The following is a 16517-nucleotide window of genomic DNA, read 5'->3' as shown; positions in this document are numbered from 1 at the left end:
TCTTTCACCCCCTCGTCCCCGAGTACGGCCGAAGGAGCTCACGTGCACCACCGCCCCTCCAGACGCACCCTCCTCACCGCTACCGCCGCGACGGCAGTCGCCACCGTCACGGGCGCGGGCCTCGCGCCCGGCGCGCTCGCCGCCCAGCGATCCGCGAGCAGCGGACAGCACGATTCAGCCGCCACCACCGAACGCCTCAAGCGGATCATCTCCGGGATGACCCTGGAGGAGAAGGTCGGGCAGCTCTTCGTGATGCGGGTGTACGGGCATTCCGCCACCGCCCCCGACCAGGCCGACATCGACGCCAACATGGCCGAGATCGGGGTCCGCACGGCCGCCGAGATGATCGGCAAGTACCACGTCGGCGGAATCATCTACTTCGCCTGGGCGCACAACACCCGCGACCCGCACCAGATCGCCGACCTCTCCAACGGCATCCAGCGCGCCGGTCTCGCCGGTCCCACCCCGCTGCCGCTGCTCGTCTCCACCGACCAGGAGCACGGCATCGTCTGCCGGGTCGGCGAGCCCGCCACCCTGATGCCGGGCGCGATGGCGCTGGGCGCGGGCGGTTCGCGCTCCGACGCCCGCCGGGCCGGACAGATCGCGGGCGCCGAACTGGCCGCGATCGGCATCAACCAGAACTACGCCCCGGACGCCGACGTCAACGTCAACCCGGCCAACCCGGTGATCGGCGTACGTTCCTTCGGCTCCGACCCGCAGTCCGTGGCCGCCATGGTCGCCGCGCAGGTGAAGGGGTATCAGAGCAGCAGGATCGCCTCGACGGCCAAGCACTTCCCGGGCCACGGCGACACCAGCACCGACAGCCACACCGGTCTGCCCGTCATCAACCACACCCGGGAGCAGTGGGCCGAGCTGGACGAGCCGCCGTTCCGGGCCGCGATCGCGGCGGGCATCGACTCGATCATGACCGCGCACATCGTGGTCCCGGCGCTGGACCCCGCCGAGGACCCGGCGACGCTGTCCCACCCGATCCTCACCGGCATCCTGCGCGAGGAGCTCGGCTACGACGGTGTCGTGGTGACCGACTCGCTCGGCATGGAGGGGGTGCGCACGAAGTACGGCGACGACCGCGTGCCGGTCCTCGCCCTCAAGGCCGGCGTCGACCAGCTGCTCAACCCGCCGAGCCTGGACGTCTCCTGGAACGCCGTCCTGGCGGCCGTGAAGAGCGGTGAGATCAGCGAGGCCCGGATTGATGAATCGATCCTGCGCATCCTGCGGCTGAAGACGAAGCTCGGGCTGTTCGACAACCCCTTTGTCAGCCACTCGGGGGTGGACCGCACCGTCGGCACCCGGGCGCACCTCGCCGCCGCCGACCGGATCGCCGAGCGCACCACCACCCTGCTCGCCAACGACGGCGCGGTGCTGCCGCTCTCCCGCCGCTCCCACAAGAACCTGCTGGTGGTCGGCGCCGACCCGGCCTCCCCGTCCGGCACCACCGGACCGCCGACCACCACGCTGGCCACCGCCTTCGGCGAACTGGGGTACGCGGCGACCGCGCTGTCCACCGGCACCGCCCCCGCCAGGGCGAAGATCGACGAGGCGGTGGCGGCCGCGCGAGGCAAGGACGCGGTGGTCGTGGCGACGTACAACGTCTCGGCGACCAGCTCGCAGCGCACCCTGGTGAGCGCCCTGGCGGCCACCGGTGTCCCGGTGATCACGGTCGCGATCCGCAATCCGTACGACATCGCCCAGCTGGCCGGGACCGGGTTCGCGGCGAACCTGGCCACGTACTCCTGGACCGATGTCGAACTGCGGGCCGCCGCCCGGGTGATCGCGGGCCGCGCCGAGCCGCGGGGCACCCTGCCGGTCCCGGTGCAGCGCGCGGACGATCCGGCCCGGGTGCTGCACCCGGTCGGCTACGGGCTGACGTACTAGCCGAAGAAGCACGCGGGGGCTGTGCGCCGCGCGCACAGCCCCCGCCCCGGCACCCGGAACCGCTACAACCGCGGCCCGTGCTCGTTCAGCACGTCCCGCTCGTCGAGCCGCGCGTCGAACTTCGCGAGCGGCTTCGCCTTCGCCGGGTCGTCCCGGACGGCGGCCGGGGCGACGCCCGCCCAGCGCAGGACGGCCGCGGTGGCCTTCGCCCGGTCGGCCTCGGCGAGCCCGGCCACGGCGGCGCCGTGGTTGCCGCCGGGCACGGTCATGACATAGCTGTCACGGGAGCCCGCACCGGGCCGGAAGCGCTCCGCGCCCCACGGGTCGTTCTCCCCGTACACGTACAGCATCCGGTCGGCGTGGCGCCGCACCCACGTGTCGACGTCGCGCATCACCGACGGCTGGAACTTCATCGGGATGGAGCGCGGTACGAAGGTGCGCGGCGGCTGGTATCCGTACCGGCTGAGTCCGCCGAGCCACGGCTGGCGGATGTCGGGCGAACCGAGCTGGGTGCCCGCCTGGTAGTAGTACGGGGTGTACCGCTCCAGGCCCTGGTCGGTGTAGGTGGAGAAGCCGGAGACCGAGTCGACGGAGTCCCAGATCGCCTGGTCGGTGGCCGAGGCGGCGTCGGCCGGGATCGTGTCGCAGTCGGACAGCAGGCTGTACTGCCAGTAGGCCCAGGCGTAGTCCAGGACGACGGCCTCGTACGCCTTGTCCAGCGAGCCGGTGGTGGCGAAGGTGTATCCGCCGTCGGCGGCGTACTCCCGGTACTTCTTCTCCAGCGGCTCGCGGCGGACCAGCGCCTCGCGCTGGACGGCGTTCACCCGGTCGCGGCACTCCTTGGTGCCCACGTGCTCGAAGAACCGGTCGTAGGCCGAATCCTCCTTGTCGACCACGTCGTTGGGCGCGACGTACGCGACCACGCCGTCCATGTCCCCGGGGTAGTAGCGCTCGTAGTACGTGGCCGTCATGCCGCCCTTGGAGACGCCGGTGGTCAGCCAGTTCTCGGGGTAGATCTGCTTCAGCGCGGTGAAGACGCGGTGCTGGTCACTGGCGGCCTGCCGGATGTCGAGCTTGGACCAGTCGGCGGGCGCGGGACGCGAAGGGGTGAAGTAGCGGTATTCCAGGGAGACCTGGTTGCCGTCGGTGATCCGGGTCGGCTCTGCGCGGCCGGGGTTCGTGGAGACGTTGTATCCACTGGTGCTGAAGACCGTCGGGCGGGACGTGTCCTTGTGCAGCAGGGTGATGCGCTGCTGAAAGGTGCCCTTGGACGGGTTCTGGTGATCGACCGGCTGGGTGTAGTTGAGGACGAAGAAGCGGTAGCCCGGGTAGGGCTTCTCCTCGATGAGGCTCATTCCCGGGATGGCCAGGATGCGGTCCTTGATGTCCGTGCTCGTACCGCTCTCACCGGCCGTGCTCCGGTACGCGGACGGTTCCGCGGCGGTGGCCGCCCCGGCCGAGGCGCCGGTCGCACCCACTGTGCCGATGAGCATCGCGAGCGACAGGAACCCTCTGAACGCCTTGCGCATACGCCCTCCCCGGGAGTCACAACAGTCGTCGTGAACCTAGCGGGGCGACACCTGTGCCGCCAGACCCGGTCGGCGCGGCAGAACCACGTGTCCGGGCCCGCGGCTCAGCAGAGGATCCAGCCCGTGGAGCCCGACTTCCCCGAGATCGCGGCCGAGGCCCTGACGCACCGGTTGAGCGCATGGACCGTCACCGGGCCTGCCTGCTTGGTGAATCTGCCGCTGTCGACGACGGGGCTGCCGCCGCGCGCCTGGATCGTCACGGACATCGGCCGGGGCCGGCCCGGCTTCTTGGCGACGGCTGTCGCGCAGGCGTAGGAACGGTTCTTGTAGACGCGCAGCTCGCCGGTCTTGAACGGGACCGTCTTCGCGGGGCGCCCGGCGCAGACCGACGCGGCGTCGGCGCGGCCGACCGCGGGACCGCCGAGCACCAGGCCGAGGGCGGCCACCAGCGGCAGAACGACCGAGCGCACCAGCATCCGGCGGCCGGCACGAGAACCGTTCCCGCTTCCGCCTCTGCCACCACCCCCGCCGGGCCATTCAGCCTTTCCGGACTTTCCCGTCCCTCTGATCACCGACAACCCCATCGCCCGGTCGAACACTTGCACCCTTACTCGGCGCATACGCATACATGCGTACGACGCAGGAGGCCATCCGAAGGTTGCATTCGGCGCGCTCCGCACCCTGCGCAACCGAATCGCCACAGCATGACTCCAACTGGACGGAGCCACACGAAAGGCAGGAACTGCCATGCTTCGAGACCGCAATGCACAGGGCCCGCGCAGCCGACGCCTCACCGGCCGGACGCTGCTCGCCTCCGCTCTCCTCACCTCCGTCGCCGCGGTCCCGGCGGTCGCGGCGGCCCCGCAGGCGCCGCGGACCCCGGTGCCGGTACGCAGCGACATCGCCTCCCCCGCCTACCAGCAGGTCGCCCACTTCTACGGCGCCTACATCGACGCCGTCGCCGCCGAGGACGGCGGCCGGCTCGCCACCGCCCTGAGAACCTTCTATCTGACCCCTCACCTGCGCTCCGAGCTGAAGACCTGGGAGCAGCGCAACCACGCGGACGGGGTGCTCCGCGCCCAGAACACCCCGCTCGCCTTCCGGGTCACCCCGGGAGACAGCGCCGCCGGCCACACCTGGTCGACGGTGCGGCTCACCTGGAGCGGCGGCAAGCACCCCACGTACTCGTACCTGACCGTGCGCTCGGACCTGCGGACCGGGAAGATCTCCGGCATCGGCCGGTGACCCGGCGGGCGGTTTCGCCGCTCACACCCCGGCGGGCTCGTCCTCCCCGATGAAGGTGCGCCACAGCACGGCGTACTGCCCTTCCCTGGCCAGGAGTTCGTCATGCGTGCCGTCCTCGACGACCCGGCCGTGGTCCATCACCACCACCCGGTCGGCGCGGGCCGCCGTGGTCAGCCGGTGGGCGACGACCAGGGTGGTGCGGCGGCCGGTGAGACGGTCGGTCGCCTGGTTGACCAGGGCCTCGCTGGCCAGGTCCAGAGAGGCGGTCGCCTCGTCGAGCAACAGGACGTCCGGGTCGACGAGTTCGGCGCGGGCCAGCGCGATCAGCTGGCGCTGGCCGGCCGAGAGGTTGCGGCCCCTCTCGGCGACCTCGTGCAGATAGCCGCCGTCCAGGGTGGCGATCATGTCGTGGGCGCCGACGGCCCGCGCCGCCGCCTCCACCTCGGCGTCGGTGGCCTCGGGCCGCCCGTAGGCGATCGCGTCGCGGACCGTACCCGCGAAGAGGTACGCCTCCTGCGGGACGACTCCGAGCCGGTGCCGGTACGCGGTGAGGTCGAGGCGGCGCAGATCGGTGCCGTCCGCGGTGACCCGACCGCCGGTCGGATCGTAGAACCGGGCGACGAGCTTGACGAGGGTGGACTTCCCCGCGCCGGTCTCACCGACGAACGCGACCGTCTGCCCGGCCGGTATCCGCAGGTCGACGCCGACGAGCGCCTCCTCGGCGTCGTCGCCGCTCCCGTACGCGAAGGACACGTCCTCGAAGGCGATCTCGCCGCGCAGCGACGGCACGTCCAGCGGTTCGTCCGCGGCGTCGGTGGAGGTCGGCTCGCGCAGCAGCTCCTGGATGCGGCCGAGGGAGACGGTGGCCTGCTGGTAGCCGTCGAAGACCTGGGAGAGCTGCTGCACCGGGGCGAAGAACAGGTCGATGTAGAGGAGGTACGCGACCAGCGCACCGGTGGTGAGCGTGCCGTTGTCGACCCGGCCCGCGCCGACGATCAGGACGGCGGCCGCGGCCACCGAGGACAGCAGCTGCACGAACGGGAAGTAGACCGATATCAGCCACTGGCCGCGGACCCTGGCCTCGCGGTAGTGGTCGCTGCGCTCCGCGAACCGGTCGGCGCCGTCGGCCTCGCGGCGGAAGGCCTGCACGATCCGCAGCCCGGAGACGGACTCCTGGAGGTCGGCGTTGACGACGCCGATGCGTTCGCGGGCCAGCTCGTACGCCTTCACGCTCTTGCGGCGGAAGAAGAACGTACCGATGACCAGGGCCGGCAGTGTCGCGAAGACGACGAGGGCCAGCTGCACGTCGAGGACGAGCAGCGCGACCATGATGCCGAAGAAGGTGACGACGGAGACGAAGGCCGTGACCAGTCCGGTCTGCAGGAACGTCGACAGCGCGTCCACGTCCGTCGTCATCCGGGTCATGATCCGGCCGGTCAGCTCACGCTCGTAGTAGTCCAGGCCGAGCCGCTGGAGCTGCGCGAAGATCTTCAACCGCAGTGCGTACAGCACCCGTTCGCCGGTGCGGCCCGTCATGCGGGTCTCGCCGATCTGGGCGGCCCACTGCACGAGGACGACGACGAGGGCCAGCGCGGAGGCCGCCCAGACGGCGCCGAGCGCCAGCTGCGAGACGCCCTGGTCGATGCCGTGCCGGATCAGCACCGGCAGCAGCAGACCGGCGCCCGCGTCGGCCGCGACCAGTACCAGGCTCACCAGCAGCGGCAGCCCGAAGCCGCTCAGCAGCCTGCGCAGCCCGTAGGAGCCCTCGGCGCGGACGGCCCGCGCCTCGTCGATGCCGGGGGTGTCGGTGGCGGGCGGCAGCGCCGCGACCTGGGCGAGCAGCTCGGGGGTGGCGGGCATGCCGGCCGCCCCGGTGTCGCGCGGCTCCTCCTTGCGGACCCACAGGTGGGGGCTGATGCCGCGCTCGGCGTCGAACTCGGCGTCCAGCTCCTCCTGGAGCGCGCGCTCGTCCTCGGGGGTGGTGTCGGCGGCGGGGGCCGGCCGCTGGTGTCCGGGCGAGGTGCCGCCCAGCTCGTCCGGGTCGGTGAGCAGCCGCCGGTAGAGCGGGGAGCGGCGCTCCAGCTCCTCGTGGGTACCGATGTCGGCGAGCCGGCCGTGCTCCAGGACGGCGATCCGGTCGGCGAGGCCCAGGGTGGAGCGGCGGTGGGCGATCAGCAGGGTGGTGCGCCCGGCCATCACCTGGCGCAGCGCCTCGTGGATCTCGTGCTCGACGCGGGCGTCGACGGCGGAGGTGGCGTCGTCGAGGAGGAGCAGCCGGGGGTCGGTGAGGATGGCGCGGGCGAGCGCGACGCGCTGGCGCTGGCCGCCGGAGAGGGTGAGTCCGTGCTCGCCCACCTTGGTGTCGTAGCCCTCGGGCAGCTCGGCGATGAATCGGTCGGCCTGGGCGGCGCGGGCGGCCTGCTCGATCTGTTCCTGGGTGGCGTCGGGGAGGCCGTAGGCGATGTTGGCGCGGACGGTGTCGGAGAACAGGAAGCTGTCCTCCGGCACGAGGCCGATGGCGGCACGCAGGGACTCGTGGGTCAGCTCGCGGACGTCGTGGCCGCCGACCAGGACGGCGCCGTGCGTCACGTCGTAGAAGCGGGGCAGCAGCAGCGAGACGGTGGACTTCCCGCTGCCGGACGCGCCGACGACGGCGACGGTCTCGCCGGGCTCGATGGTCAGCGAGAACCCGTCGAGGACGGGGCGCTCCTCGTCGTAGCCGAACCGTACGTCCTCGAACTCGACGCTCGCGGGGGCGTCGGCCGGGAGTTCCTTGGTGCCGTCCTTCATGGTCGGCTCGGTGTCGATGAGTTCCAGTACGCGCTCGACACCGGCCCTGGCCTGCTGTCCGACGGTGAGGACCATGGCGAGCATCCGGACCGGGCCGACGAGCTGGGCGAGGTAGGTGGAGAACGCGACGAAGGTGCCGAGGGTGATCTCGCCCCGGGTGGCGAGCCAGCCGCCGAGGGCCAGCATCGCGACCTGGCCGAGCGCGGGGACGGCCTGGAGGGCGGGGGTGTAGCGGGCGTTCAGCCGGATGGTCCGCAGCCGCCCGGCGAACAGCTTCCGCCCGACCTCGCGCAGTTTGCCGGTCTCCTGTTCCTCCTGCCCGAACCCCTTGACGACCCGGACCCCGGAGACGGCCCCGTCGACGACCCCGGCGACGGCGGCGGCCTGCCCCTGGGCGTACCAGGTGGCGGGGAAGAGCCGGGCGCGGGAGTGGCGGGCGATGAACCAGAGGGCGGGGGCGACGGCGATCGCGATCAGGGTGAGCAGCGGCGAGAGCCACGCCATGATCGCCAGCGAGATGAGGAAGAGCAGTACGTTCCCGATCGTCATCGGGAGCATGAACAGGAGTCCCTGGATCAGCTGGAGGTCGCTGGTGGCGCGCCCGACGACCTGGCCGGTGGACAGCTCGTCCTGCCGCTTCCCGTCGAGGCGGGTGATCGTTCCGTACATCTCGGTACGGAGGTCGTGCTGAACGTCGAGGGCGAGCCGGCCGCCGTAGTACCGGCGGATGTACGTGGCCACGTACACCAGGGCCGCGGCGGCTATGAGGAGCCCGGTCCAGACGGCGAGGGACCGGGTGTGGCCGACGACCACGTCGTCGATGATCACCTTGGTGATCAGCGGGACGAGCGCCATCACCGCCATGCCGGCGAGCGACGAACCGAGCGCCAGCAGCACATTGCGCCGGTAGCGCCATGCGTAACCGCACAGCCGCCGAGCCCACCCCGGGGCCTGCGCCACGCTCTCCACGTCCCGTGCGTCCGTCACCGGTGCCTCCCGTCAGACCTGCTCTACCGGAAGGCACCAACGCGATGGGCAGCGGATTTCATCCCGCTGTCACAAAAGGCGGGCCCCTGGTCGTAGAGGCATGCGACCAGGGGCCGAGGTCCGGCTCGCGGCCGGCTTCGTCACCCCTGTGCACCCCGCCCACTCGTCCTGGCGACTTCACCAGCACTTCGAAGCGGGGCGGCCCCGGTGCGGGGCAGGGCCTGTCCGGCCCGGCCCCGCCGACAGGACCTACGACCGCGGCGTCGCGGTGAGCATGCGTACCGCCGGGGCCTCCGGCACCGCGGGCACCGCTTCCTGCGGGGCGGCGGGCGGAGCGACGGTCGTGGTCGTCCTCGCGGCGACGGCCGGGTTGAGGTCCTTGTGCACGGCGCGGGCGACGGCCTGAATGGTGTTGATGCCGTCGTTCATCGTCTTGTTGTCCTGGGTGAGCACGGTGATCCCGTAGTCGTGCCCCTTGCCGGTGAAGGCGCCGATGCTGTGCACCCGCCAGCCGTGGGTGGCGCGCGGCAGCCAGCCGTTCTTGACCTGGACGGTCGCCCCGGACGGGGCTCCGGCGGGCGTGCCCCAGCGCTGCGAGGAGACGACCTTGCGCATCAGGCCCAGCTCGTAGGCGCGCGAGCTGTCGCTCAGCACGGAGTTCTTGGTGGTCAGCAGTGTCAGCAGCCGCAGCTCGTCCTGGGCGGTGATCTGGGTCAGCCCCCAGTAGCCATGGGAGCCGGGCACGGTGTGCGTCATCCCGGCGGCCTTGAGGAACGCCTTGACCTTGGTCACCCCGAGCTGCTTCCACAGGCTGGTGGTCGCGTTGTTGTCGGACCTGGTGATCATGGCGGTGGTGAGGTTTATCTCGCGCTGGGTGAGATAGCGGTTGTGCTTCTTGTTGTCCCAGAGCAGCGTCGCCAGCACGGTCGCCTTCACGACACTGGCGGAGTCGTACTTGGTGGTCGCCCGCAGGGTGCAGTGGGTCCTGGTCGTACGGTCGTAGAGCGCCACGGCCGTCGTCGACTTCCGGCCCTTGAGCGCGGCGGTGATGTCCTTCGACAGCTGGGCGGCGAGCCCCGCCTTCCCCGATGTGCAGCTCACCGTCGGTGTAGCCGCCGCGGCGGCGGGCGCGGTGGCGAGCGCCACCGGTACGAGCACGCCCGCGGCGAGCGCGACGGACAGCGCGCCGCGCGCACGGCGGGATGTGTGGGATCCAGTCATGAGGCTTTCCCCGTCCCCTGAGTCATCCGATGCGGGCGCACCCCCTGCACGCCCGAAAGGAATGACCGCCTGACGTACGAAAAGTTGTACGAGGCACGGGTCATGTGACGGGTTTGTGACGCCCGGGACGTCGCCGACGCTCCGCCCGGCGCCGAGGCGGAGCCCGGAATGCATGCCGTGCACGCGGTTCAGCCGGCCGGGAGCGGTCGGGGGGACGGACAGCCGTGGCGTTGCGCCGAGTTCTCCGCGAACGTCTTCAGCACCGCCGGACGGCCGTTGCCGACCGGGGACATCAGCGTTCCGCCGAGGTGCGGACTCTCGCGCCGCAGCATGCCGAGCAGCCTGGCGGGGGCCGCGCCGGTGATCAGTTTGCGGCGCATATCGCGCCCGCCGTCGTCCTGCGTACTCATGTGCCCAGTCCCCCGCCCGGCGCATGCGGACGGCAGCTTGATCGAATTCCCGCTGTTCTGCCCACACTACGCAGACGATCCACCGGGGACCGAGCACATCGCGCCGCCGTCGCCGAAGACCGCGAGCACCGGCCTCGTACGGTCGGCCGCCGCCGCGCCGCGGGCGGCCGGGAAGCCGTGGCCGAGGCCGCCCGTGCCCCGGGCCGAGTACACCGGGTTCGGGTGGCGGGCGTCGAAGGCGGACCAGGCCCGGCGGGCGAGGATCGTCATGGACGCCGGGCGCGGGGTTGTCGGACTCCGGCTTCCCGGCGTCGGCCTCGATCCGGATGACCCGGCCGCGCAGGGAGAACGTGTGGTAATTCGAGGAGAGTTCACCGAAACCGCTCGTCGCGGTCGGGGCTCACTTCGTACGGGCCTCCGCGATCTGACGGGACATCACCGTCGTCAGCTCGTAGGCCGTGTGGGAGGCGGCGACGGAGGTGATCTCGGCGTGGTCGTACGCGGGGGCGACCTCGACCAGGTCGGCGGAGACGAGGTTGCAGGAGGACAGACCGCGGACGATTTCGAGGAGCTCGCGGGAGGTCAGACCGCCGGCCTCGGGGGTGCCGGTGCCGGGGGCGTGCGCCGGGTCCAGCACGTCGATGTCGATGGAGATGTAGAGCGGGCGGTCGCCGATGCGCTGGCGCAGCTGGTCGGCGACCTCGTCGACGCCGCGCCGCATGACGTCGGCGGAGGTGACGATGCCGAAGCCCATCTTCGCGTCGTCGTCCAGGTCCTGCTTGCCGTAGAGCGGGCCGCGGGTGCCGACGTGGGAGAGCGCGGAGGTGTCGAGGATGCCCTCCTCGACGGCGCGGCGGAACGGGGTGCCGTGGGTGTACTCGGCGCCGAAGTAGGTGTCCCAGGTGTCGAGGTGCGCGTCGAAGTGGAGCAGGGCGACCGGGCCGTGCTTCTTGGCGACGGAGCGCAGCAGCGGCAGCGCGATGGTGTGGTCGCCGCCGAGCGTCATCAGGCGGGCGCCGGTGGCGAGCAGGTCGTCGGCCGCGGCCTCGATCGTCTCGACGGCCTCGTTGATGTTGAAGGGGTTCGCGGCGATGTCTCCGGCGTCGGCGACCTGTGAGAGCGCGAAGGGCGAGGCGTCCTGCGCCGGGTTGTACGGGCGCAGCAGGCGCGAGGCCTCACGGATCGCGTTGCCGCCGAAGCGGGCACCGGGGCGGTAGGAGACACCGGTGTCGAAGGGCACGCCGACGACGGCGACATCGGTCGTGCCGACCTCGTCGAGGCGGGGCAGCCGGGCGAAGGTCGCGGGTCCGGCGTACCGCGGGACGCGGGAGGAGTCGACGGGGCCGCGCGGCGTTTCGTTGCTGCTCATGTGAGGTGCCTTTCCTTCGGGTTTCGTACGTTGTTCGGTGTGCGGGGGCGATCGGGAGCGGGACAGCCCTCGGGTGGTGGCCGGGTCGCCTTCAGGCGGTGACCGGTTCGCTCACCGGCTCCTCCGTCTGCGCGCCGCGTCCCGCCGGCCGCTCGCGCCGGACCGCGAGTACGGCCGCGCCGTTCGGGGTCATGGGCTTCCTCCGTCTCGGTCACGCGTACGCATGCCTTACGTGAAGAAGACGGTAGGTGGCTCGCAGGCGACGCTGAAGAGTACGTTTCATCCATCATCGAAGCCCCTGATGGATGGATCGTCCATGCCGGAAACCCCGGGCGGGCCGCCCCCGCCGCCCACTCCCCCGATCCCGCTCGGCGAGTTGCTCGCCCACGAGGAGCTCGGGCTGCGACGGATCGCGGGTCCGGCCGAGGCGGATCTGCTGTGGGTGCACACCTCGGAGATGGCCGACCCGTATCCGTATCTGCTCGGCGGTGAGCTGCTGCTGAGCGCCGGGGTGCTGCTGAAGGACCCGGACGCGTTCGTGGCCCGGCTGGTGGAGGCGGGGGCGGCGGCGCTCGGGTTCGGCGTGACGCCGGTCTTCGACACGGTGCCGCAGGAGCTGATCGAGGCGTGCGACCGGCACGGCCTGCCGCTGGTGGAGGTGCCGCCCGAGACCCCGTTCACGGCGATCGCCCGTGCGGTGTGGCGGCTGATGGCCGAGGCCCGGCACCGCGAGCTGCGCCGGGTGACCCGCGCCCAGCAGGCGCTGGCCACGGCGGCGGCCCGGCCGGACCCGGTCCCGGCGGTGCTGCACCAGCTGGCGGCTCAGCTGGGGGGCCGGGCGGCGCTGCTCGCCGCCGACGGCGAGGAACTGCACGCCTCGGGCCGCCGCCCCGCTCCCGACGTCGCGGCGGCGCTGGCCAGGCTCAGCCGGGTGGTCGCCGCCGGGACGCGCCCCGCCCCGATGTCCGCCACCGACACCCTGCGGGACAGTCGTCTGTCCGCGTACGCGCTGGGCGGCGGGCAGGGGCTCGTCCTGGCGCTGGCGACGGACCGGCGCGGGGCCGGCGACCACACCATCGCCGGGGTCGCGGTCGTCCTGCTCTCGTTGCTGGCCGCCCCGCACCAGGGCGCCGACGCGGCCGGCCGGTCCGCGGCCCTGGTCCGGATGCTGCTGGGTGCGGACCCGCAGGAGGTCGCGCCGCTGCTCGGCGGCGCCGAGCAGTGGACGGTGGTGCACGCGCGCCGCAGCGGCGACGGCCCGGTCGACCCGCTCACCGCCGGGGCGCTGGGCGCCGCGCTCGGTTCGGCCCTGGTCGACGCGGGCCGGGGCGGCGACGCCGTACGGGTACTGGTCCCCGGCGCCGACCGGATCACCCCGCAGCCGGGCTGGACCCTCGGCGCGTCCGCCCCCACCCCCATCGCCGCCCTCGACCTCGCCGACGGCCAGGCCTCCCGCGCCCTGGGCCGCGCCGTCGCCACCCGCACCCCGCTGGCCCACCACCGCACCGACACCGCGGCCGGCCTGGCGGCCCTGGTCCCCGCCGAGCACGCCGAGGCGCACGCCCGCGCCCTGCTCGCCCCGCTCACCGAGCCGCTGGCGGAGACCCTGCGCTGCTGGCTGAGCCTGCACGGCAACTGGGACCGCACGGCCACGGCCCTGCGCATCCACCGCAACACCGTCCGCCAGCGCATCGCCCGCTGCGCGGCCCTGCTGGACGCGGACCTGGACGACATGGACGTACGGACGGAGTTGTGGTTCGCGTTGCGGCAGCGGTGAGCGGTGGCCACCGTGTGAGCCGCGCGATGGGCCCGCCGGGGCCCCGGACGAGAGGCCCTACGGGCCTTCGATGCCGATGACCGTGCCGAACGGGTCGCGGAGCTGCGCGATGCGGCGGCCCGGCTCGATCGTCAGGGGGCCTCGGTGGTGCGCGCAGCCGGCCGCCAGCAGTCGCTCCCGGACCGCGGCCACGTCGCCCACGCTCCAGTACACGACCGGGCTGCCGCCCCTCGGGTTGCGCGCGTCGTCGGCGGGGTGGAAGCCGAGTTCGACCCCACCGGTCTCGACCCAGGCGTAGACCGCGCCCGTGTCACCGACGTCGACCCGCACCGGGACACCGAGCAGCTCTCCGTACCACCGCGCGGACGATTCGGGGTCTTCCGCGAACACCATCACGGTGCGTACGCCCTCGAACATGATCCTCCCCCGGAGGAGCCCACCCTACGACGCACGGTTCGGGAGGAGGACGCGGGGCGTCCGCCGTCGATCACCCCGGCAGGTGTTCGCGCCGGTGCGCACAGGAGTGCCGCGATCTTCGAAGCGGGCTTCGAGCGCCCCTGTTTCCGCCTGTCTGCGCAGGTCGCAGCCGTGCCACGCTGCTGCTGACCAGGGCGCGGAGCCCTGCTCACCGTCAGGAGAAGGGGTTTTCGTCATGCATCGCATCAGCGCGCTCACCGTCGCCTCGATCGCCTTGGCCCTGGGACTCGGCACCGGACCCGTCGCGGTCGCGGCGGCGGAGAACGCCGCCGTCGAGAGCGCCAGGGCTTCCTACAGCTGCAGCCCCGGATATTTCTGTATCTACAGCGACTGGAACGGAGGTGGTACCCGTTGCCAGTGGTCGGACAAGCAGCGGGCGAATACCGCCGACAACTGTTCCTTCATCCAGCGCGGCCAGAACGTCCGCTCCGTGTGGAACGCGACCGACCACCGCGTCCAGTACTACACACAGACCAACTACAACGCCCGGGTCGGCTCCACCCCCGCCGGAAAGGGCGGCAATCTCCAGGGGAATTACCAGATCCGCTCCTTCAAGCCCCAGTAGGCCACAAGGAACGCAGGGCCTCCCCGGTGGGCCGGGGAGGCTCCTGCGCGTCTGCGCGGGCGTGCTGCGCATCACCCTGGACAGCCTCGGTGACTGCCGGGTAACTTCTAAACACATCTGAGCAAGCGCTTAGCCAGGCTGGCCGAAGCTCGCCCGAAGCTGACCAAGGAGGCACCCCGTGCGCCGTACGGTATTCAACGAGGACCACGAGGCGTTCCGGGAGACCATCCGCGCCTTCATCGAGGCCGAGGTCGCCCCCGTCTACGACGAGTGGTTCGCGGCCGGGCAGGTGCCCCGCGACTTCTACTACAAGCTCGCCGAGCTGGGCATATTCGGCATCGAGGTGCCGGAGGAGTTCGGCGGCGCCGGGGTCGAGTCCTTCAAGTTCGAAGCGATCATCTCCGAGGAGTGCGCCCGCGCGGCCGTCAACTTCGGTGGCTCCGGTGTGCACGTGCTGCTCTGCCTGCCGTACATCAAGGCGTACGCCACCGAAGAGCAGAAGAAGCGCTGGCTGCCGGACTTCGTCACCGGCAGGACGATGTACGCCATCGCGATGACCGAGCCGGGCACCGGTTCCGACCTGGCCGGCATGAAGACCACCGCCAAGCTCTCCGAGGACGGCACCCACTACGTCCTCAACGGCGCCAAGACGTTCATCACCGGCGGCGTCCACGCCGACCGGGTCATCGTCTGCGCCCGCACCGACGCGCCCAGGGCCGACGACCGCCGGCACGGCATCTCGCTGCTCGTCGTCGACACCAAGGCCGAGGGCTACTCGGTCGGCCGCAAGCTCGACAAGCTGGGCCTGCGCACCTCCGACACCGCCGAGTTGTCCTTCGTCGACGTCAAGGTGCCGGTCGAGGACCTCCTCGGCGAGGAGAACAAGGGCTTCTCCTACCTCGGCCAGAACCTGCCGCAGGAGCGCCTCGGCATCGCCGTCGGCGCGTACGCCCAGGCCAAGGCGGCGGTCCGGTTCGCCCAGCAGTACGTGAGCGAGCGCACCGTCTTCGGCAAGACCGTCGCGTCCTTCCAGAACACCAAGTTCGAGCTGGCCGCCTGCCAGGCCGAGGTGGACGCGGCCGAGGCCGTCTGCGACCGCGCCATCGAGGCCCACGACGCCGGTGAGCTGACCGCCGCCGAGGCCGCCTCCGCGAAGCTGTTCTGCACCGAGGTCGCGCACCGCGTCATCGACCGCTGCCTCCAGCTGCACGGCGGCTACGGCTACATGAACGAGTACCCGATCGCCCGCCTGTACGCGGACAACCGGGTCAACCGCATCTACGGCGGCACCAGCGAGGTCATGAAGTCGATCATCGCCAAGTCCATGGGTCTGTGAGAGCGGCTACGTTCCTTCCATGAGCGCAGCACTGGACTCCCTGCTCGATCTGCTCGACCTGGAGCAGATCGAGCGGGACATCTTCCGGGGTACGAGCCGTTCGGCCCTCGTGCCCCGCGTCTTCGGCGGCCAGGTCGCGGCCCAGGCCCTGGTCGCCGCGGGCCGCACCGTCCCCGCCGACCGGAGCGCCCACTCCCTGCACTCCTACTTCCTGCGGATGGGCGACCCGGGCGCGCCGATCGTCTACAGCGTCGACCGCATCCGCGACGGTCGCTCCTTCACCACCCGCCGGGTCGTCGCCGTCCAGCACGGCCAGCCGATCTTCCACCTCTCGGCCTCGTTCCAGACGTACGAGGAAGGCCTGGAGCACCAGGCGCCGATGCCGCCCGCCCCGGACCCGGAGACACTGCCCACGGCAGAGCAGCTGCTGCCCCGGTACGCGGACCGCTTCAGCGAGCCGGAGGTAGTGGACCGGCTGATCGAGGCGCGGGCCGCGGTCGACCTGCGGTACGTGGACGCCCCGCCCTTCGGCAGCGTCGGCGAACCGCGCGAACCCCGCTCCCAGGTGTGGTTCCGCACCAACGGCAAGCTCGCGGACGATCCGCTGCTCCATGTCTGCATGGCGACGTACGTCTCCGACATGACGCTGCTCGACTCGGTGCTCCTGGCCCATGGGCGCGGTGGCTGGGCGGTCGGCGACGTGGTCGGCGCGAGCCTGGACCACGCGATGTGGTTCCACCGGCCGTTCCGGGCCGACGAATGGCTGCTGTACGACCAGGAGTCGCCGTCCGCCTCCGGTGGGCGCGGGCTCGGCCAGGCCCGGATCCACACCCAGGACGGCCGGCTGGCGATCACCGTCATCCAGGAGGGCGTGGTCCGCGTTCCCCGGGGCTGACGCGCGCCGCACCGACGGGC

At 71.8% G+C, this 16517-nt stretch carries 13 protein-coding genes and 1 pseudogene; 6 read left to right on the top strand and 8 right to left on the bottom strand.

Annotation, left to right across the window (positions count from 1 at the left end; genetic code table 11):
- Positions 1 to 42 precede the first annotated feature (42 nt).
- Positions 43 to 1896, top strand: coding sequence for a glycoside hydrolase family 3 protein (locus tag IE107_RS27780; RefSeq protein ID WP_189547084.1), 1854 nt, complete (start codon positions 43 to 45; stop codon positions 1894 to 1896).
- Positions 1897 to 1958: 62 nt separating this feature from the next.
- On the opposite strand, the gene IE107_RS27775 is transcribed toward IE107_RS27780, so the two are convergent.
- Together IE107_RS27775 and IE107_RS27770 are read right to left on the bottom strand one after the other, a co-directional pair.
- Entirely contained in the window at positions 1959 to 3425 is a 1467-nt protein-coding gene (locus IE107_RS27775) for a S28 family serine protease (RefSeq protein ID WP_189547083.1), read from the bottom strand.
- A 104-nt stretch (positions 3426 to 3529) separates the two neighbouring features.
- On the bottom strand, positions 3530 to 3901 hold the full coding sequence (locus IE107_RS27770) for a hypothetical protein (protein WP_189547082.1): 372 nt from the start codon (positions 3899 to 3901) through the stop codon (positions 3530 to 3532).
- A gap of 271 nt (positions 3902 to 4172) precedes the next feature.
- On the opposite strand from IE107_RS27770, the gene IE107_RS27765 reads away from it, so the two are divergent.
- Positions 4173 to 4670 (top strand): hypothetical protein, encoded by a 498-nt coding sequence (locus IE107_RS27765; protein ID WP_189547081.1) that lies wholly within the window; start codon positions 4173 to 4175, stop codon positions 4668 to 4670.
- Positions 4671 to 4691: 21 nt separating this feature from the next.
- On the opposite strand, the gene IE107_RS27760 is transcribed toward IE107_RS27765, so the two are convergent.
- From IE107_RS27760 to speB, 5 genes and pseudogenes are all read right to left on the bottom strand, one after another.
- Positions 4692 to 8447 carry an ABC transporter ATP-binding protein gene (locus tag IE107_RS27760; protein WP_229867285.1) on the bottom strand — a complete coding sequence of 1252 codons (3756 nt, stop codon included), beginning with the start codon at positions 8445 to 8447 and terminating at the stop codon, positions 4692 to 4694.
- 249 nt (positions 8448 to 8696) lie between these two features.
- Positions 8697 to 9668, bottom strand: coding sequence for a serine hydrolase (locus tag IE107_RS27755; RefSeq protein ID WP_189547080.1), 972 nt, complete (start codon positions 9666 to 9668; stop codon positions 8697 to 8699).
- Between the two features lie 188 nt (positions 9669 to 9856).
- Positions 9857 to 10078 (bottom strand): hypothetical protein, encoded by a 222-nt coding sequence (locus IE107_RS27750; RefSeq protein ID WP_189547079.1) that lies wholly within the window; start codon positions 10076 to 10078, stop codon positions 9857 to 9859.
- 87 nt (positions 10079 to 10165) lie between these two features.
- Positions 10166 to 10463, bottom strand: a pseudogene (locus IE107_RS27745) (thiamine pyrophosphate-dependent enzyme); the annotation flags it as partial.
- 15 nt (positions 10464 to 10478) lie between these two features.
- Positions 10479 to 11447: an agmatinase gene (gene speB, locus IE107_RS27740; protein ID WP_189547078.1), complete on the bottom strand. Its 969-nt coding sequence runs from the start codon at positions 11445 to 11447 to the stop codon at positions 10479 to 10481.
- Positions 11448 to 11763: 316 nt separating this feature from the next.
- Between speB and IE107_RS27735 the strand changes: the two genes are divergently transcribed.
- Positions 11764 to 13224 (top strand): PucR family transcriptional regulator, encoded by a 1461-nt coding sequence (locus IE107_RS27735; RefSeq protein ID WP_189547077.1) that lies wholly within the window; start codon positions 11764 to 11766, stop codon positions 13222 to 13224.
- A gap of 57 nt (positions 13225 to 13281) precedes the next feature.
- On the opposite strand, the gene IE107_RS27730 is transcribed toward IE107_RS27735, so the two are convergent.
- On the bottom strand, positions 13282 to 13641 hold the full coding sequence (locus tag IE107_RS27730; protein ID WP_189547076.1) for a VOC family protein: 360 nt from the start codon (positions 13639 to 13641) through the stop codon (positions 13282 to 13284).
- A gap of 235 nt (positions 13642 to 13876) precedes the next feature.
- On the opposite strand from IE107_RS27730, the gene IE107_RS27725 reads away from it, so the two are divergent.
- From IE107_RS27725 to IE107_RS27715, 3 genes are all read left to right on the top strand, one after another.
- Entirely contained in the window at positions 13877 to 14266 is a 390-nt protein-coding gene (locus IE107_RS27725) for a peptidase inhibitor family I36 protein (protein WP_189547075.1), read from the top strand.
- A gap of 178 nt (positions 14267 to 14444) precedes the next feature.
- Positions 14445 to 15602, top strand: coding sequence for an acyl-CoA dehydrogenase family protein (locus tag IE107_RS27720; protein WP_189547074.1), 1158 nt, complete (start codon positions 14445 to 14447; stop codon positions 15600 to 15602).
- A gap of 19 nt (positions 15603 to 15621) precedes the next feature.
- Complete coding sequence (locus tag IE107_RS27715) at positions 15622 to 16497, top strand: acyl-CoA thioesterase (protein WP_189547073.1); 876 nt, start codon at positions 15622 to 15624, stop codon at positions 16495 to 16497.
- Positions 16498 to 16517 lie beyond the last annotated feature (20 nt).

Origin of the sequence: Streptomyces gelaticus (genome assembly GCF_014649535.1) — a bacterium.
Lineage (GTDB): Bacteria > Actinomycetota > Actinomycetes > Streptomycetales > Streptomycetaceae > Streptomyces > Streptomyces gelaticus.
Note: the sequence above shows the minus strand (reverse complement) of the source record. Positions and strands in the feature narration are given on the sequence as shown.

What these genes read in the sequence shown, in the direction of transcription:
- IE107_RS27775 (WP_189547083.1), bottom strand. Translation starts at nt 3,425, where the DNA reads ATGCGCAAGGCGTTCAGAGGGTTCCTGTCGCTCGCGATGCTCATCGGC.
- IE107_RS27770 (WP_189547082.1), bottom strand. Translation starts at nt 3,901, where the DNA reads ATGCTGGTGCGCTCGGTCGTTCTGCCGCTGGTGGCCGCCCTCGGCCTG.
- IE107_RS27765 (WP_189547081.1), top strand. Translation starts at nt 4,173, where the DNA reads ATGCTTCGAGACCGCAATGCACAGGGCCCGCGCAGCCGACGCCTCACC.
- IE107_RS27755 (WP_189547080.1), bottom strand. Translation starts at nt 9,668, where the DNA reads ATGACTGGATCCCACACATCCCGCCGTGCGCGCGGCGCGCTGTCCGTC.
- IE107_RS27750 (WP_189547079.1), bottom strand. Translation starts at nt 10,078, where the DNA reads ATGAGTACGCAGGACGACGGCGGGCGCGATATGCGCCGCAAACTGATC.
- speB (WP_189547078.1), bottom strand. Translation starts at nt 11,447, where the DNA reads ATGAGCAGCAACGAAACGCCGCGCGGCCCCGTCGACTCCTCCCGCGTC.
- IE107_RS27735 (WP_189547077.1), top strand. Translation starts at nt 11,764, where the DNA reads ATGCCGGAAACCCCGGGCGGGCCGCCCCCGCCGCCCACTCCCCCGATC.
- IE107_RS27730 (WP_189547076.1), bottom strand. Translation starts at nt 13,641, where the DNA reads ATGTTCGAGGGCGTACGCACCGTGATGGTGTTCGCGGAAGACCCCGAA.
- IE107_RS27725 (WP_189547075.1), top strand. Translation starts at nt 13,877, where the DNA reads ATGCATCGCATCAGCGCGCTCACCGTCGCCTCGATCGCCTTGGCCCTG.
- IE107_RS27715 (WP_189547073.1), top strand. Translation starts at nt 15,622, where the DNA reads ATGAGCGCAGCACTGGACTCCCTGCTCGATCTGCTCGACCTGGAGCAG.